15 protein-coding genes are annotated in these 17,345 nt (G+C 64.8%); 6 read left to right on the top strand and 9 right to left on the bottom strand.

Going from position 1 to position 17,345, the window contains the following annotated elements:
- Positions 1–46: 46 nt before the first annotated feature.
- The gene (locus tag QGV54_RS05055; protein WP_281017931.1) at positions 47–442 is read right to left on the bottom strand and encodes an MliC family protein; all 396 of its coding nucleotides are present in this window, start codon (positions 440–442) and stop codon (positions 47–49) included.
- 11 nt (positions 443–453) lie between these two features.
- Positions 454–1,005, bottom strand: coding sequence for a DUF924 family protein (locus QGV54_RS05050; protein WP_281017932.1), 552 nt, complete (start codon positions 1,003–1,005; stop codon positions 454–456).
- A 78-nt stretch (positions 1,006–1,083) separates the two neighbouring features.
- On the opposite strand from QGV54_RS05050, the gene QGV54_RS05045 reads away from it, so the two are divergent.
- Genes QGV54_RS05045 through QGV54_RS05035 form a run of 3 tightly spaced genes read left to right on the top strand, consistent with a single transcriptional unit; the run spans position 1,084 to position 4,072 of the window.
- Positions 1,084–2,100, top strand: coding sequence for an LLM class flavin-dependent oxidoreductase (locus tag QGV54_RS05045; protein WP_281017933.1), 1,017 nt, complete (start codon positions 1,084–1,086; stop codon positions 2,098–2,100).
- The gene (locus QGV54_RS05040) at positions 2,097–3,395 is read left to right on the top strand and encodes an MFS transporter (RefSeq protein WP_281017934.1); all 1,299 of its coding nucleotides are present in this window, start codon (positions 2,097–2,099) and stop codon (positions 3,393–3,395) included. The genes QGV54_RS05045 and QGV54_RS05040 overlap by 4 nt, the downstream gene beginning before the upstream one ends.
- Positions 3,392–4,072 carry a gamma-glutamylcyclotransferase gene (locus QGV54_RS05035; protein ID WP_281017935.1) on the top strand — a complete coding sequence of 227 codons (681 nt, stop codon included), beginning with the start codon at positions 3,392–3,394 and terminating at the stop codon, positions 4,070–4,072. Before QGV54_RS05040 ends, QGV54_RS05035 begins: the two co-directional genes overlap by 4 nt.
- Here QGV54_RS05035 and QGV54_RS05030 read toward each other — a convergent pair.
- The 4 genes from QGV54_RS05030 to QGV54_RS05015 form a co-directional block, all read right to left on the bottom strand.
- Positions 4,057–5,673, bottom strand: coding sequence for a tetratricopeptide repeat protein (locus QGV54_RS05030; protein WP_281017936.1), 1,617 nt, complete (start codon positions 5,671–5,673; stop codon positions 4,057–4,059). The genes QGV54_RS05035 and QGV54_RS05030 overlap by 16 nt on opposite strands.
- A 76-nt stretch (positions 5,674–5,749) precedes the next feature.
- On the bottom strand, positions 5,750–6,967 hold the full coding sequence (locus QGV54_RS05025) for a CoA transferase (RefSeq protein WP_281017937.1): 1,218 nt from the start codon (positions 6,965–6,967) through the stop codon (positions 5,750–5,752).
- 202 nt (positions 6,968–7,169) lie between these two features.
- Positions 7,170–7,703 carry a peroxiredoxin gene (locus tag QGV54_RS05020; RefSeq protein WP_281017938.1) on the bottom strand — a complete coding sequence of 178 codons (534 nt, stop codon included), beginning with the start codon at positions 7,701–7,703 and terminating at the stop codon, positions 7,170–7,172.
- A gap of 168 nt (positions 7,704–7,871) precedes the next feature.
- Positions 7,872–9,089, bottom strand: coding sequence for an MFS transporter (locus QGV54_RS05015; protein WP_281017939.1), 1,218 nt, complete (start codon positions 9,087–9,089; stop codon positions 7,872–7,874).
- A gap of 14 nt (positions 9,090–9,103) precedes the next feature.
- Between QGV54_RS05015 and QGV54_RS05010 the strand changes: the two genes are divergently transcribed.
- Positions 9,104–9,460, top strand: coding sequence for a type II toxin-antitoxin system ParD family antitoxin (locus QGV54_RS05010; protein ID WP_281020074.1), 357 nt, complete (start codon positions 9,104–9,106; stop codon positions 9,458–9,460).
- Positions 9,461–9,762: 302 nt separating this feature from the next.
- Here QGV54_RS05010 and aspS read toward each other — a convergent pair whose 3' ends face one another.
- Complete coding sequence (aspS, locus tag QGV54_RS05005; protein ID WP_281017941.1) at positions 9,763–11,556, bottom strand: aspartate--tRNA ligase; 1,794 nt, start codon at positions 11,554–11,556, stop codon at positions 9,763–9,765.
- 150 nt (positions 11,557–11,706) lie between these two features.
- On the opposite strand from aspS, the gene rnd reads away from it, so the two are divergent.
- Positions 11,707–12,870, top strand: coding sequence for a ribonuclease D (gene rnd / locus QGV54_RS05000; protein ID WP_281017942.1), 1,164 nt, complete (start codon positions 11,707–11,709; stop codon positions 12,868–12,870).
- Complete coding sequence (locus tag QGV54_RS04995; protein WP_281017943.1) at positions 12,867–13,622, top strand: sulfite exporter TauE/SafE family protein; 756 nt, start codon at positions 12,867–12,869, stop codon at positions 13,620–13,622. Before rnd ends, QGV54_RS04995 begins: the two co-directional genes overlap by 4 nt.
- A gap of 12 nt (positions 13,623–13,634) precedes the next feature.
- On the opposite strand, the gene QGV54_RS04990 is transcribed toward QGV54_RS04995, so the two are convergent.
- Positions 13,635–15,128, bottom strand: coding sequence for a Ppx/GppA phosphatase family protein (locus QGV54_RS04990; RefSeq protein WP_281017944.1), 1,494 nt, complete (start codon positions 15,126–15,128; stop codon positions 13,635–13,637).
- Positions 15,129–15,130: 2 nt separating this feature from the next.
- Positions 15,131–17,305, bottom strand: coding sequence for an RNA degradosome polyphosphate kinase (locus tag QGV54_RS04985; protein WP_281017945.1), 2,175 nt, complete (start codon positions 17,303–17,305; stop codon positions 15,131–15,133).
- Positions 17,306–17,345 lie beyond the last annotated feature (40 nt).

The following is a 17,345-nucleotide window of genomic DNA, read 5'->3' as shown; positions in this document are numbered from 1 at the left end:
TGTTGAGCGGCCATGGTGGCCCAGCGGGACGGCGGGGGGAAGCAGATCAGCGTGGCAGATGGTATGCGCGGCTCTGCGTCTCCCGGCAATCATCGGCCAGAACCTGCATCGTTGCGGTGTGATCGGCCGCGAGCATCGCCACGAATCCGACAGGCCCCTTCACATGCCAGCGCAGCCCGGCCTGTTCGTCCAGCGCCGCGAACCGCACCCCGGAGCCACTGCGTACCTGCCGCATCGCCACCTGCTGTCCCCGGAACCCCATGACCGCCAGACCCGGCTGTTGGTCATGGAACAGGTACGTCAGTTCGACGACAGTCCCGTCAGCGCAGCGATAGCCTGTCTCGCTGACCCGCCAGCCGGTGCCGGATGCATCACCGCCCGCAGTTGCGGCACCCGCCGACACCAGGAGTGCGCTGACGACAATGACCGGAAGTCGCAACATGGGACGGTCCCTCAGAATGCGCTGTTCGGCTCCTTCAGGAACGCGATCTCCTCCGCCGTGCTTTCGCGTCCCAGAACGGCATTGCGGTGCGGAAAGCGGCCGAAGCGTTCGATGATCTCGTGATGGCGGCGCACTGCGGCCATGTGCGCCTCCGGCAGGTCCAGCGGCGCGAACAGGTCCATGCAGCGTTCCTGGATCGCCAGCACCTCCGAATGCTCGAACGGAAGATAGAAGAAGAACCGGCGCATCTCTGGCTGCTGCTGATCGAAACCCGCCTCAATGGCAGTGGTCGCAATGGCAAGTGCCTTCGGGTCGTTGGCCCAGGCATCGGGGCTGTCGCGAAACAGGTTGCGGCTGAACTGGTCCAGCGTGATGACCAGCGCCAGGGCACCGTCACTGCTGCCCTGCCAGCCGTCGCAGTCGCCGCGCGCGGCCTGCCCGTTCAGCTCCCCGAAACGTTCGGCAATGACAGCATCCACGGCGCTGTCACGCTTCCAGTGCTGCTCCGGTGCCAGTTCCTCGAACCAGAAGCGGAGCACCATTGCAATTCTCGGGTCTTCCATCGGTTTCTCCCGCGCGCTATCTCGTGGAACCATGAGCAAACAGCAGACCGAACGCAACCACGCTCGCAGGGGCCTGTCGTGCGCCTGAGTGTCCTTGACCAGAGTCCCATTCGGGCAGGTGCGACACCTGCGGACGCCATCCGGGAATCCATCGCGCTGGCCCAGGCCTGTGACAGGCTGGGCTATCACCGCTACTGGCTGGCGGAGCATCATGCTTCCGGCGGGCTGGCCGGTGCCGCGCCGGAAATCCTGATCGGGCACATTGCGGGCGCAACGCAGAACCTGCGTGTCGGCTCGGGCGGCGTGATGCTCAGCCACTATTCCGCGCTGAAGGTGGCTGAGACCTTCAGGATGCTGGAGACGCTCTATCCCGGTCGCATCGACCTGGGTGTCGGGCGTGCGCCGGGCAGCGATGGCCACACCGCCCGCGCCCTGCAGGCCGGACCGGGCAAGGCCTCCATCGACTATTATCCGCGGCAGGTGCTCGACCTCATCGGTTTCATGAATGACGCGCTGGAGGATGATCACCCCTTCGCCGCCATCAAGGCGCAGCCGCTGGGCCCGACGGCACCGCAGGTCTGGATGCTTGGCTCATCGGCGGACAGTGCGACCTACGCGGCCCATTTCGGCCTGCCCTTCTCCTTCGCCCATTTCATCAACACCCAGGGCGGCGACAGGATCATGCAGGCCTATCGCCAGCATTTCAGGCCCTCCGCCTACTGCCCGAAGCCGGAAGGCACGATCGGTGTCTTCGCGCTCTGCGCCGAGACCCAGGAACAGGCAGACTATCTGATCAAGTCGCGTGACCTGTGGCTGCTGCGGCTGATGAAGGGGGAGTGGGGACCGTTCCCGACGCCCGAGGAAGCGGATGCCTATCCCTACAGCCCGCACGACTACGCCATCATCGAGGCCAATCGCGACCGCTCGGTTTCCGGGTCGCCGGACAGGGTAAAGGCGGAACTGGAACGGCTGGCCGAACTCTATGGTGTCGAGGAACTGGTCGTCGTGACCATCAGCCATGATTTCACGGCGCGGGTCCGGTCCTACGAACTGCTGGCGGAAGCGTTCGCACTGGACCAGAGAGCCGCCGCATGACCGACACCATGACAAGCACCGTCACCCGCATCCATGCGATCGGGGGCCTGAGGGCCTGGATCGTCTGGTTCCTGGCCGCGAACTGCTTCTTCTACGCCTTCTTCCAGCGGGCCGCGCCTTCGGTGATGGTCGATCCGCTGATGGCCGCCTTCGATGTCGGCGCCGCAGTCACCGGCAATCTGGCCGCGCTGTACCTCTACGTCTATGCCGTGCTGCAACTGCCGGTGGGACTGCTGCTCGACCGCTGGGGGCCGCGCATCCTGATGGCGGGCGGCATGGCGCTGGTGGGCATCGGGGTCATGGCCTTCGCGCTGTCACCGAACATCTGGGTTGCCTACGCCGGCCGCTTCCTGGTCGGCGCCGGGTCCGCCGTTGGCTTCATCTCCGCCCTGACCATCGCCTCCGCCTGGCATCCGCCCAGCCGCTTCGGCCTGTTCTCCGGTCTGACCATGGGCTACGCCATGCTCGGCGGCTTTCTGGCGCAGGGACCGCTGGGTGGGCTGATCGACCAATACGGCTGGCGCGACCCCATGCTGACCAGCGGGATCTGGGGTGCCGTGCTGGCGCTGCTGATCTGGCTGGTGGTGCGCGACCGGCCGGACGGACAACGCGTCGAGCGCACCGGCACCCAGAGCCTGGGCACGTCCCTGAAACAGGCCATGACACGCCGACAGAACTGGGTGCTCGGCTTCTATGGCCTGCTGCTCTCCGGTCCCTTCCTGTCCTATGGCCTGCTGTGGGGTGTCCCGCACATCATGCTGATGCATGGCGTGGACCGCGAAGTCGCGGGCTTCTCCACATCCCTCATGACCGTGGGCTTTGCCTTCGGCGGACCGGTGGGCGGCTTCCTGTCGGACTTCTTCCGGCGACGCAAGCTGCCGCTGATGAACGCGGCATTCTTCTCGCTGCTGCTCTGGGTGGTGATGCTCTACGGGTTCGAACCGACGCTGTTGCAGCGCCAGATCATGATCTTCCTGGTCGGCCTGTTCGGCGGGTCGATGATCGTGTGCCTGGCTGCGGCGCGGGAACTGTCGCCACCGTCCATCGGTGGCGCGGTAACAGGCTTCGTCAATGGCATGTTCGTCGGCGGCGGTGCCCTGTTGCAGCCTGCCGTCGGCATCGTGCTCGACCTCTCCTGGGACGGCACTGTCTCACCGGAGACCGGCATTCCGGTCTATTCCGTCGCCGACTATCAGGTCGCGCTGCTGGTGCTGCCGGTCTGCGCCGGACTGGGCGCCCTGCTGTCGCTGTTCATCCGTGAAAGCCACTGCGTCCCGGCGGGGGAGGATGCATGAGCCACCCGACGCTGACCCGCGAGAACATCGCAGCCGGCGCGCTGGAGGAATTCATGCAGGACGCGGAGCGCCGTGGTCTGCTGACACGCCTGTCGGACGAGGATCGGGAGGCATCGCGTGACCGGACGATCGCCCGCTTCGCACCGGAGGAGGACATCTGGGTCTTCGGTTACGGCTCCCTGATCTGGAACCCGGCGTTCCATTTCGAGGAGAAACGTATCGCCCGGATTCACGGCCTGCATCGCCGGTTCTGCCTGGAAACCCCGCTGGGGCGCGGATCACCGGAACAGCCCGGTCGGGTGCTCGGCCTCGACCGCGGTGGATCATGCGCCGGCATGGCCTTTCGCGTGGCACCGGAGAAGGCGCGCGACGAACTGGGCATCCTGTGGCGGCGGGAGATGATCTCGGACGCCTATCGTGCCACCGTGGTGCGGGCACAGACCGACCAGGGGCCGGTGCGGGCCGCGACCTTCGTGATCAACCGCAAGAGTCCGCGCTATTGCGGCGAGACCGACCTCGACAAGGTGGCCTTCAGCATCGCGCGGGCGGAGGGCTGGCTGGGTCCCTGCTCCGACTATCTGTTTCAGACACTGGAACACTTGCAGGAACTTGGCCTGCGCGACCGCTACCTGGAGAAGCTGGCGCGCAAGGTGCGCGCGTATCAGGCGGCTGCGTGACTGTCTGCCAGTCCCCGGACATGGCCTGCGACATCCTGCATGCAGCGGGTCCAGTCGAGATCCGGCAGCCGGACGAAATCCTGCATGTTGGCGAAGAACGGATTGACCGCCTGCCCAAGCGCGAACTCGTAGGGCAGACGCGAGAACACCAGTGACGGCACACCAATCGAGGCCGCAAGCTGGCGCACGGTGTTGGTTGGTGCGATGACCAGATCACAGGTCGCGATCAGTGACGCAGTACCATCGAAGTCGTCCTTCAGATCCAGTCCAGCAACCTGACTGATCCTGACACCGAACTGCTGCTCCGCCGCCGCGATCTCCTCCGCGACCTCGCCGTACTGAAGGTTGACCCATTCCACACCCGCCAGCGCGAACAGTGGCCCCCAGTGCTCCAGCGGGACATAGCCGCGGTCACGCAACCGGTTGCGGTGGATGCTCGTCCAGCTGATCCCGACCCGCAGCCTGCCATCCGCCGGTCGCGGCATGGCTCGCGGCCCGAGCAGGGCGGGGTTGGCCGGAAACGCGTCGAGGTCGCGGCGGAACAGCGTCTGCAGGCTGCCCGCCTCGATCACCGCATCGAAACGCGGTGCGTCCGAGAGCCAGTAATAGCCGCGATGGAAGCCGGGCCGGTCCGACCCCTGCCAGGGCACGAAGTTTACGTCCGGGAACGACCGCGTACAGAGGTCGAGCAGGCGCGGATCGCATTCCCACCAGAGTTCCTGCACCCGCTCTGCCGTATCCCGGATGCAGTGCAGGAAGTGCAGTTCGTCGCCCACCCCCTGCTCTGCCAGCACCAGCAGACGGCCTGTCGGCACTTCCCGACCGTCCCAGCGCCTGTGTTTCAGGTCACGTCGGATGAACCCCGGATAGCTCCTGTCCAGTCGCGCCTCATAGTCGCGCCAGCCGGTTTCCAGGTCGCCCGTACCCAGCGCGAAGAGCGCGTGATTGAATCGCAGCGCGGCATCGTCGGGGCGCAACCGCATGGCCAGTTCATATGTTTCAGCCGCATCGTCTGCCCGTCCCATGGCGAACAGGAGTTCGGCCAGATTGCCTGCCGCCGCGCCATTCTTCGGGTCCAGCCGCAGCCCCTCCCGCAGGAATGTTTCAGCGTTGGCGTGATCCTCCAGATCCGCCATCACGGCACCCAGCGCGGTCCACAGCGCACTCTGGTCCGGCGACAGCCGCAGGGCCGACTGCAACAGTTCGATCGCGTCCTCCTGCCGCCCCAGATCCCGCAGCGCATGGGCCAGACCGGTCTGGGCATCGACACTGCCCGGCGTGGCCAGCGCGGCCGCACGGAAGAAGCCGACCGCCTGCTCCGCCGCCTTCAGGTCACGGGCAAGTTGTCCCAGCGCCAGCAGCGCCCTGGGGTCGCCTGGCGGTGCGTGATCCAGCGCAGTGCCGAAAGCATCAACGGCACCCGACGCGTCCCCCAGCGCCTGCCGCGCACGGGCAAGACCGAAATGGACTTCAAAGACGCCTGGCGCTGTTCGCCGTGCCTGTTCGAAGACCTGCAGGGCCTGATCGGGACGGCCACGCGCCATCAGGCCGTTCGCCCGTTGCAGGTTCTTCGACACCACCTTCGCCGCCTGATGTTTCACGCCATCGCCACCCGGATCTGAGATGGCATCCAAGGTGCAGCAACAGGGTTAACAAAGTCTCATCCCCGGCGACGGATCACTCGGCGACCAGCGTCACCCCGTCGGCGACCAGACCATCGATGTCGGCATCGCTCAGGCCGACTTCGCGCAGGTAGTGGCGGGTATCGGCACCCTTGACGGGCGGCGGGCTCGGATTGCGGATCATGGCCTCCGGATCGGCCATGCGGAATCCAGGCCCCATCACCTCGATGGGCCGCCCGATGCCCGGCACGTCGGGGATCGTGTGCAGCAGGCCCCGTTCCTGCACATGCGGATGCGCCATGATCTCCGGCACATCGCGCAGCTTTCCGGCGGGGACGGAGGCGGCTGACAGCAATGCCTCCCACTCCAGCGCGGTTCGGGTCGCGAAGGCCTCGAACAGGATCGGCTGCACCCGGTCCGAAATCTCCGGTCGCCCATGCCAGTCCAGCACATCGGGGTCGTCGATCAGATCCTCCCGACCGATCACGCGCAGCACGGAGGCGGCCTGGATCTTTGTGTTGGCCGCCGTGACCAGCATGCCGTCCGCTGTCTCGAACATGCCGGAGAAGGGACTGCCGGAGAATGCACGGCGCCCGGTCGACTGCGGAATCCGCTGGCTGGTCAGCCATTGCTGCACCACTGGCGCCATGATGATCAGCGCCGAATCGAGCATCGATACATCCACGTACTGCCCCTGCCCGCTGGCGCGCGCCTGGAACAGCGCCGTCGAGAGGGCGAAGGCGCCGAGCAGTCCGACCACATAGTCGATGACCGGGAAGCCGACACGCACCGGATCGGTGGTGCCGTTCTGCATCGACGCCATGGCCGAGATGCCCTGCACCAGATGGTCATAGGCCGGCACGTCCCGCAGCGGTCCTGTCTGGCCGAAGCCCGTCAGGGAGCAATAGACCAGCTTCGGGTTGACGGCGCGCATGTCGTCGTAGCCAAGCCCGAGTCCGGCCATGGTGCCGGGCTGGAAGTTCTCCACCATCGCGTCCGAGGTCGCGGCAAGCTTCTTGAACAGGTCCTGACCGCGCGGGTCCTTCAGGTTCAGCACCACGGACTTCTTGTTGGCGTTCTGGGCCAGGAAGCTCTCCGACAGTCCGGCCGCCGCAAGCTCCGCGTCGGGACTGGCGTAGCGGATGAAGTCGCGCGGCTCCACCGCCTCGATCTTGATGACCTCCGCCCCGAACCACGCCATCTGGTAGCAGCAGAACGGTCCGGCCAGTACATGCGTCGGATCAATGATCCGGATGCCTTCATAGGGTTTCATCGACACGGTCCCTCCCCAGGAATTCTCAGGCCGTACACCGAAAGGCTTCAGCGCGTTCCGGCTTCTGTCTGCACTGTCAGCCTGCTCCGTTTCGCCCACTGGCCAGCAGGATAGCGCATTCCTTCGGGGATGAAACGGAAAGGCCCTCCGCTGCGGTCTGCAGCGAAGGGCCTCACCTTCAGTCGGGAATGATACGGCGGTGTCAGGCCGCCTTGGAATTGCGGGCCTTGATGGCGGCCAGCATGGTCTCGGCATCGGAGACCTCGAACGGGTCGGTCTCGCAGAGGTCGCTCTTGCCGGGTTCGACGAACTGCTCGACGATCTCACCGTCCTCGACCAGCATCGAATAGCGCCACGACCGGGCACCGAAGCCGAGGTTCCCCTTGTCCACCAGCATGCCCATCTTGTCGGTGAACTCCGCATTGCCGTCGGGCAGCAGGGTGACATTCTTCGCACCCAGGTTCTTGCCCCACTGGAACATGACGAACGCATCGTTCACGGACAGGCAGATCACCTCATCCACACCCTCGGCCTTCAGCGCCTCGAAATTGGCCTCGTAGCCCGGCAGGTGGGTCGAGCTGCAGGTCGGCGTGAAGGCACCCGGCAGCGCGAAGACAACGACACGACGGCCATTGAAGATCTCGTCACTGGTGCGGTCCTGCCAGCGGAACGGATTCGGACCACCGACGGCTTCGTCACGGACACGGGTCTTGAAGGTAACACTTGGTACGCGCATCGAAATTCTCCTGCATTCGGATCTGTGTGGGGCGACATGGCCGCCCCGGTGCCATGGAGATAATGCCTTTGGCTCGGCAATCAATGCTCTTTGGAATTATTTTAAAGAAAAATTCGTGGTGCCGAATTCCCCGGGCTTCACAGCCTGGAAACTCCGGCAGAAGCGGTGTCAGGCGGCCTTGCGGGCAAGTGGCAGGATCAGCGCCGAGAGGGCGACCCCGCCGGCGGCGGCGGCGAGCACGAAGAACAGCACGTCCAGCCCGTAATTGTCGTGCAGGGACCCGATCAGCCGCGGCACCACGGCAGCCACAAGCAGGGCCAGCACGAACTTCACCGCGAACACGCGACCACGCCAGGCGGCGCGGGTATAGCGGGTGACGATGGTGTCATGGATCGGAATCTCGCCGAAGATCAGCGCCATCATCAGCACCGAGGCCAGCACGATGGGAATGCCGGAGATCGAGGCCACCAGTGCCAGCGCCGGTATCTGGAACAGGGCGATCAGGAACAGGATGCGCCGCGCCGGGAACCGGTCCAGCAGGTGCCCGACGACAATCTGCGCGAAGGAGGCGATGGCCAGCACGATGGCGGCATAGGTCCCCACCGCACCAATGTCGCTGGTGACGTCGGCCAGACGCTCCGAGAACAGTTTCGGCAGCACGACCGCGGAAGCATGGAAGATCAGGCCACCGAAGAGAATCGTCAGGGCCAGGGACAGCGCGACGCGGATCAGCACCGTGCGGGTCAGATCATGGTCGCCGGGATCGGGAACGGTCCGCTTGGCCGCGCGGACCACCCCCCGTCCCTGCCGGCAGAATGCGATGTAGGCCAGCCCGACAAGAATGGCCACGATGCCAGGCACGATGAAGGCCGCACGCCAGCTCGAGATCGCGATCAGCCAGCCGGTCAGCAGCGGTGCCCCGGCCAGCCCCATGTTGCCCCAGACACCATTGATGCCCAGGGCGCGTCCGACCTTCTCCTGCCCCTCGACCACCATGGCGATGCCGACCGGGTGATAGATGGCGGCGAAGGTCCCGATGGCGCCCAGCCCGACCATGATCTGCCAGTTCTCGTTGGCGAAGCCGGTCGCTATGGAGGAGCCGCCGATGCCAATGAAGAACACCGCGATCATGCCTTCACGCGACCAGCGGTCGGCGAGCCAGCCTGCAGGCAGGGAGCCGACACCGAACATGACCAGCGCCGGTGTCAGCAGTTCCAGCAGTTCGCGGTAGGACATGCCGTCCTGTCCGGCCAGCGCGACGGCCACCGTGGCGAAGATCAGCATGAACATGTGGTCGAAGAAGTGACCCACGTTCAGGAACAGGAATCCCACCCGGTCACGGGTGAAATATCCGGCATTCTGCGGTGATGCGGCAAAGTCAGTCATGCGCCGGAGCATACATGAAATTGCCGCACGGCACCTGCCCGGAACGCAGGCCCGACGCGCGCGAAGTGCAGACAAGGATTGTCAATGCCTGTACAATCAAGCCCGAAGCAGAGGAGCATCCCATGCACGTTTCACTGACCGACCGGCTGAATGACTATGTGCGCGAGAAGGTGGCAAGCGGACTGTATAACAATGCCTCCGAAGTGGTGCGCGAAGCCTTGCGCCGCCAGATCGAGGCGGAGATGAGCGAGGAAGCGAGGCTTGCCCGCCTACGCGAAGCCATCGACATCGGCTGGGAACAGGCCGAACGGGGCGAATTCGCAGCCTACAGCCTTGACGACACGCTTGAACGCCTTGGCGTGAAGCGTTGAAGAATGCTCGATTCATCCTCACAGCCCAGGCTCAGGATGATCTTGATTCCATAGGTGCGTACACGCTGGAGCGCTGGGGCACGGAGCAGGTCATTTCCTACCTCTCGCGCATCGACGCAACCTTCGAGAAACTGTGCCTGTCTGAAGCCAATGATCGCGACGCGAGCGAAATCAGACCCGGCCTGCTCTCGGTCCGGTCAGGTTCTCATGTCGTGTTCTTCAACCGACGTGAGAATGGTGACGCGATAGTCCTGCGGATCCTGCATCAGCGCATGGATTTCCGCAGGCACCTCTGACCGGTCTCAGCCGTCCTTCTTGTCCGTCTTCGGCAGCACGGTGCGGATGTGCAGTTCGCGCAGCTGCTTCGGATCGGCCGGGGCCGGGGCGCCCATCAGCAGGTCCTGTGCCTGCTGGTTCATCGGGAAAGCCACGATCTCGCGCAGGTTCGGCTCGTCCAGGATCAGCATGACGATACGGTCGATGCCCGGCGCGATACCACCATGGGGCGGCGCGCCATAGCGCAGCGCGTTGAGCATGCCCGCGAACTGGGTTTCCACTTCCTCCGCCGCATAGCCCGCAACCTCGAACGCCTTCAGCATGATGTCCGGGCGATGGTTCCGGATGGCACCGGATGACAGCTCGATGCCGTTGCAGACGATGTCGTACTGATAGGCCAGGATGTCGAGCGGATCCATGCTCTCCAGCGCCTCCATCCCGCCCTGGGGCATGGAGAAGGGATTGTGGGAGAAGTCGATCTTCTTCTCGTCCTCGTTCCATTCGAAGTGCGGGAAGTCGACGATCCAGCAGAACCGGTACTGGTTGCGTGTGATCAGTTCCAGCTGGTCCGCCAGCTTCACGCGGGCCTTGCCGGCCAGGTTGGCGGCACCGGCAGCCTGGTCACAGGCGAAGAACACGGCGTCGCCTGCATTCAGGCCACACGCGGCACGGATCGACTCCACCCGCGCGGCGTCCAGATTGTTGGCGATCGGTCCCTTGGGGCCTTCCTCGCCGAAGATGATGTAGCCAAGGCCTGCCGCACCTTCACGACGGGCCCAGTCGTTCATGCCGTCGAAGAAGGAGCGCGCACGCCCACCCGCACCGGGCGCCGGAATGGCCCGCACAACCGCGCCCTTCTCGATGGAACGGGCGAAGATCCCGAAACCGCCGCCACGGAAGTCTTCCGTCACGTCATGAATGTCCATGCTCTCGGCGATGCGCAGATCGGGCTTGTCGGTGCCATAGCGCAGCATCGCCTCCCGGAACGGAATGCGCGGGAACGGCTTGTCGACCACCGGCCAGTCGGAGAATTCCTCGAACGTGCCCGCCAGCACCGGTTCGATGGCCTGGAACACATCCTCCTGCGTGACGAAGCTCATCTCCACGTCCAGCTGATAGAACTCGCCCGGGCTACGGTCAGCGCGCGCATCCTCGTCGCGGAAGCAGGGGGCGATCTGGAAATAGCGGTCGAAACCGGAGATCATCAGCAACTGCTTGAACTGCTGCGGCGCCTGCGGCAGGGCATAGAACTGCCCCGGATGCACGCGGCTGGGTACCAGGAAGTCCCGCGCGCCTTCGGGGCTGGAGGCGGTCAGGATCGGCGTCTGGAACTCCATGAAACCGGCCTCGTTCATCCGCCGGCGAATGGCCGAGATGATCTTCGAACGCATGGTGATGTTGCGGTGCATGCGCTCCCTGCGCAGGTCGAGGAAGCGGTACTTGAGGCGGATGTCTTCCGGGTACTCCTGATCGCCGAACACCGGCATCGGCAGGTCACCGGTGCTGCTCTGCACCTCGACGCTCTCGATACGGACCTCGACCTCGCCCGTGGGCAGGTCCGGGTTCACCGCCTCCGCATCGCGCGGCACGACGCGGCCCGTCACCGTGATCACGCTTTCCGCACGCGCCTGATCGACCTCCGCGAAGCCCGGCTCATCCGCCTCGACCACGCACTGCGTCAGGCCGTAATGGTCGCGCAGATCGACGAACAGCAGATTGCCATGGTCACGCTTGCGGTGAATCCAGCCCGACAGGCGGACAGGTGTGTTCACGTCGGCGCGGCGCAGGGCACCACAGGTATGGGATCGAAAGGCGTGCATCAGCGGAAAACCATCTGTTGGAACGGATCGGAGAAGGCGCGCCGGAACGAAGCCCCTATGGCCCCGCTTGTCAAGGTTGATCCGCCAGTTCATGCGCCCGCGCGCGCGTTCCTGCTGGCGAGCGCGGCTGATCTGCTATAAGCCACCGCCATGCAGATCATTACCGACACAGAATCACTTCAGCGCTATGTCGACGGGCTCTCCGGGCAGTCGTATGTCGCCATCGATACCGAGTTCCTTCGGGAAAACACCTACTATCCGAAGCTCTGCCTGGTCCAGCTGGCCGGACCGGCCGACGAGGGCGCGATCATCGATCCGCTGGCGAAGGATCTCGACCTTCAGCCGCTGCTGGCACTGCTGGCCGATGAGACCATCGTCAAGGTCTTCCATGCCGCGCGCCAGGATATCGAGATATTCGTCAACCTGACCGGCACGGTACCGACCCCGCTGTTCGACACCCAGGTTGCGGCGATGGTCATGGGCTTCGGGGAGCAGATCGCCTACGACGCGCTGGTGCGCAAGCTGGCGGGCCAGAGCATCGACAAGACCAGCCGCTTCACCGACTGGTCGCGCCGCCCGCTGAGCGAGAAGCAACTGTCCTACGCGCTGTCCGATGTCACCCATCTGCGCACCGTCTACGACCGCATGCTGGAGGATCTGGAACGTACTGGCCGCGCCTCCTGGGTCAGCGGCGAGATGGCGACACTGGCGGATCTCGCCATCTATTCGGTCGAGCCGGAAGACGCCTGGAAGCGGTTAAAGGCCCGCACCAACAAGCCCAGGTTCCTGGCAGTGCTGCGGGAACTCGCGGCCTGGCGGGAACGGGAGGCACAGCGCCGTGACCTGCCCCGCAACCGCGTTATCCGGGACGAGGCACTGCTGGAGATCGCGTCCGACCCGCCGGAGAACCGGGAGAAGCTGGCTGCGATCCGCAGCCTGAACCGCAAGATTGCCGACGGGCCATTCGGTGCCGGACTGATGGAGGCGGTGAAGACCGCGCTGGACCAGCCAAAGGACTCCTGGCCGAGGGTCGAGCGCCCGGAGCCCCCGGCACCTGCGCTGCTGCCGGTGATCGAGCTGCTGAAGGTACTGCTGAAACGCAAGTGTGCCGCCCATGGGGTCGCACAGAAACTGGTCTGTCCGGGACCGGATATCGAGAAACTGGCAGCGGATGACGCGGCGGACATTCCTGCCCTGAAAGGCTGGCGGCGGGAAGTCTTCGGCAATGATGCGCTGCGGCTGAAGGCCGGAAGTCTCGGCCTTGCCATCCGGGGGCAGGAAGTCGTGGAGATTCCGCTCGACACCACGCAATGAACGTCATCGGCGACGGCATCGTCGCCCTGATGACATTCGAGACCCTGCTGCTGGCGCTTGCCATGGCGCTGGCCGGGATGACCCGCGGCTTCAGCGGCTTTGGCGCTGCGCTGGTCTTCGTACCCCTGTCCAGTGCACTGCTGGATCCGAAGATCGCCGTCGTGGTGCTGTGGATGATCAACGCCACCTTCGGCTTCCCCCTTACCCTGCAGGGCGTCCGAAGCTGCAACTGGCGGGAGATGGTGCCCATCATCATCGGCATCGCCATCGCCACCCCCTGTGGCACCTGGATTCTGGCGCATGCCCCCATAGACCTGCTGCGCTGGATCATTGCGCTGATGGTGCTGGTTGCCGTGCTGGCCATGGCCGCCGGATGGCGGCGGACAAAGCCGGTTCCGACCACCGGGGTGGTAGGTGTCGGCCTGATGTCCGGCCTCGCCGGGGGGATAGCCGGCTTCTACGGGCCGCCGGTGATCCTGTTCTGGGTGGGTGGCGAAGGCGACGCCCGTGCCGTGAGGCACAATGTCACCGCCCTGTTCGCGGTGACGATGGTGGTCGGCGGCCTGACGTTCCTCGCCTACGGACTCATCGGCATGGAGCAACTGCTGCTGGTGCTGGTGCTCGGTCCCGCCTATGGCCTCGGCCTGATCATCGGCTCGCGCCTGTTCCCGCTTGCGTCGGAGAGCCTTTTCCGGCGCGCGGCACTTGGGCTGTGCGCGGTCTCCGCCATTGCGGCCATGCCGATCTGGTAGGTGCCTGCCCCCTCAGACGCTGACGATCCGGCTTGAACACTCGAAACTGTCTGCCAGCCGCTTCAGGCGGCTCTCCACGGTCTCACCGATCAGGTCGCGCAGCTTCTCCGGCACCGACAGGCTTATCATGTCTCCATCCCGCGCGATCGTGGCGCCCGTCAGGGCGGACGGCGCGCCACAGCCAAGTGTCTGCGCCAGTCGCATCGCAGCTCCGATCCGGCTCGCCTGCCGGATCATGTCGTTCGACAGCAGCGCCTGCATCTCCATCACCGCGTCGCCACTGGCCTTGTGGGAATAGCGCCGCAGGACGGTGGTGGCGATGAATGCCCGCTGTGTATGGTCAACGCCCAGCAGCGGTGCCCGCAGCACGCGCCTGAACGCATGGGTCGCGCGGTAGTCCGGATGCATGCGCCAGCCGATGTCGGACAGGACGCAGGCCACCCTCCGCAGACGGACCTCGACTTCCGATTCACCCTCGAACAGCGGATTGCACCAGGCGAAGATCTCATGCCCGATCGAGGCGCCGAAACGCGTCTCCTGCGCTGCCATGGCCTCCGCTGCGGCCAGCAGGGGATCAATGCGCCGGTCCGCATCCGAGAGCGTTTCGAGATAGGCGCCTTCCCTGACCCCATGTGCGGAGAAGACGAGACGCCTTGGCTGCAGGCGTTCCAGCACGGCACCCAGCACGGAACAGGCCAGCGGCAGGACCTGCAAGCGCCGCTTCGAGACCGTCTCGGTATCCGTCAGGGACGCGGGCGACTGCTGGCTGATCAGATCGACCAGGGACTGGGCGCGATCCAGCGGCATCTCGTACCCCTGCACGATATGCAGCGGATAATCGCGCCGCTGGATATCCAGCTTCGCCAGCGCGCGCCAGGTGCCCCCGACGACATAGAAGTCACGCCCCGTCATGCTGTCCAGCCACTCGACCTTGCGCAGTTCCTGTCGCACGGCCTTTCGGATCGCGCCGGATTCCGCATCGCCGTCATCGAACCGCAGGGGACCGACGGGCAAGGTCAAGCCGGCCTCTGCGCCGCCATTGCCGACGGGGGCCAGTTCGAGACTGCTGCCGCCCAGATCGCCTACGATCCCCTCGGCTTCCGGCAGGCCGAACAGGACGCCGAACGCCGCCAGGCGGGACTCCCCCTGCCCTGACAGCACCTCCAGCGAGATGCCGCATTCGGTGCGCACCCGTTCCACGAATTCCGGCCCGTCCACGGCATCGCGGACCGCGGAGGTGGCGAAGGCAACGGTGCGGTCCACACCGGTGACCCGCATCATCCAGGCAAAGCGTTTCAGGGTCGCGATGGCATTCCGCACCCCTTCCGGGCTGAGATGCCCGGTCTCCGGCAACCCCTTGCCCAGGGCGCAGAAGGCCTTTTCGTTCAGCATGTTCAGCGGTGCGCGGGCGCTGTCGCCAAAGATCACCAGCCGGACCGAGTTGGAGCCGACATCAATCACAGCAACACGTTCTGCCGTTCCGACAGCGGCAACCGAATCAGGCATTGTCAGTCGTCATCATCCAGGGTGAGAGAGATCGGACGGACTCCTTCTTCCAGCGCCTTTCCCCGACCGGAAAGACTTGGATTGGTCATGAAATACTCATGTGCGCTGAACCCGTCACCGACCACCTTGTCGCGGACATAGGTGCCATCCGGCTGCATGATCCAGCTCTGCAGGTCATCCTTCAGGTTGGCCAGCATGATCTGGTCCAGTACCTGGGCATGCACGGTATCGTTCTTCAGCGGCACCAGACTCTCGATCCGCCGGTCCAGATTGCGCGGCATCCAGTCGGCGGAGCTGATGTAGACCTGCGCGTTGCGACCGGGCAGCGGCTCCCCATTGCCGAAGACAACGATACGGCTGTGTTCCAGGAAGCGACCGATGATGCTGCGCACACGGATATTCTCCGACAGGCCGGGCACACCGGGGCGCAGACAGCAGATGCCCCGGATGATCAGTTCGATCTCTACCCCCGCCTGGCTGGCGCGGTACAGCCCGTCGATGACGTCCGGGTCCACAACCGAGTTCATCTTGGCCCAGATCGTCGCGGGGCGGCCCGCCTCCGCGTGGGCGATCTCCGCCTCGATCCCCTGCATCACGCGCTGGCGCAGGGTGTGCGGGGAATAGGCCAGTTCCTCCAGCCGCTCCGGTTTCGCATAGCCGGTCAGGTAGTTGAAGATCGCTGAGATGTCTCGGCCCAGCGCCGGTTCATCGGTGAAGTAGGACAGGTCCGTATAGACCTTCGCTGTGATCGGGTGATAGTTGCCGGTGCCGAAATGGGAATAGGTGCGCAGGCCCTCCTTCTCCTTCCGCACCACCATCGACAGCTTGGCGTGGGTCTTCAGCTCCATGAAGCCATAGACCACCTGCACACCCGCCCGCTCCATGTCGCGCGCCCAGCGGATATTGGCAGCCTCGTCAAAGCGGGCCTTCAGTTCGATCAGCGCGGTCACGGACTTGCCCGCCTCCGCCGCCGCGATCAGCGCCTCCACGATGGGAGAATTGTCCGAGGTGCGATAGAGCGTCTGCTTGATCGCCACGACGTTGGGATCTTCCGCGGCCTGGCGCAGGAACTGCACCACCACATCGAAGCTCTCGAACGGATGGTGGACAATCAGGTCCTTGCCGCGGATCGAGGCAAAGCAGTCGCCGCCATGTTCGCGGATACGCTCCGGGAACCGCGCATTGTAGGGCTTGAACAACAGCTCCGGCTTGTCATCGACGATGACGCGGCGGATATCCGCCAGGGCCAGCATGCCGTCGATGTTGATCACGTCATCAGGCCGGGCATCCGTTTCCGTCACCACGAGACGGCGCAGCCGGTCGTTCAGGTCCGCGGAGACCTGCAGGCGCACGATGTGTCCGCGACGGCGGCGGCGCAGCGCGGACTCGAACGTGCGTACCAGATCCTCGGATTCCTCCTGCAGCTCGATATCCGAGTCCCTGATGCAGCGGAACTGCCCCCGACTGACGATGCTGTACCCCGGAAACAGGCGCGCCATGTAGAGCGCGATGACCTGGCTGACCTGGATGAAGCGGAGTTCGTTGCCCGGCAGACGCACGAAGCGCGAAACATGGTGCGGGATCGGCACCACCGCATTCAGCAGTTCCTTGTCCCCGTCGCGCACCAGTTGCGCGATCATCGCGAGGCCAAGATTGGGGATGAAGGGGAACGGATGTGCCGGGTCGATCGCCAGGGGTGTCAGCACGGGCAGGATCTGTTCCAGAAAGTGGGTGTCGAGCCATCCCCTCTCCTCCGGCGTCAGTTCGTCTGCCACGACGATGGCGATGCCGGCTTCCCGAAGCTCGAGTTGCAGCGCACGCCAGCAATTCTGCTGTTCCACCACCAGCCAGTTGGCAAGTTCGTCGATCTTCTCCAGCTGCTGCGCGACCGTCAGTCCGTCGGGGGTCACCGTCTTCACATCGGCCTGGGTCATGCCCCACAGCGCCGCGACGCGTACCATGAAGAACTCGTCCAGATTGGAGGCGGAGATCGACAGGAACCGCACACGTTCCAGCAGCGGATAGCGCGGATTCTGACATTCGCGCATCACCCGGGAATTGAACTGCAGCCAGGACAGTTCCCGGTTGATGAAGCGGTCAGGCGAGTCCATGCCGATGGCAGAAGTTTCCGGCACTCCCTGTTCCGGTTCGATCAGTTCAGCATTGGCCGCGTTCATCATGGCTTCCTTCAGTTACGTGACAGACGATGCAACAAGA

Source organism: Minwuia sp. IMCC3060, from assembly GCF_029909435.1.
Taxonomy (GTDB): Bacteria; Pseudomonadota; Alphaproteobacteria; order Minwuiales; family Minwuiaceae; genus Minwuia.
This window is presented reverse-complemented; position numbering and strand designations above follow the sequence as displayed.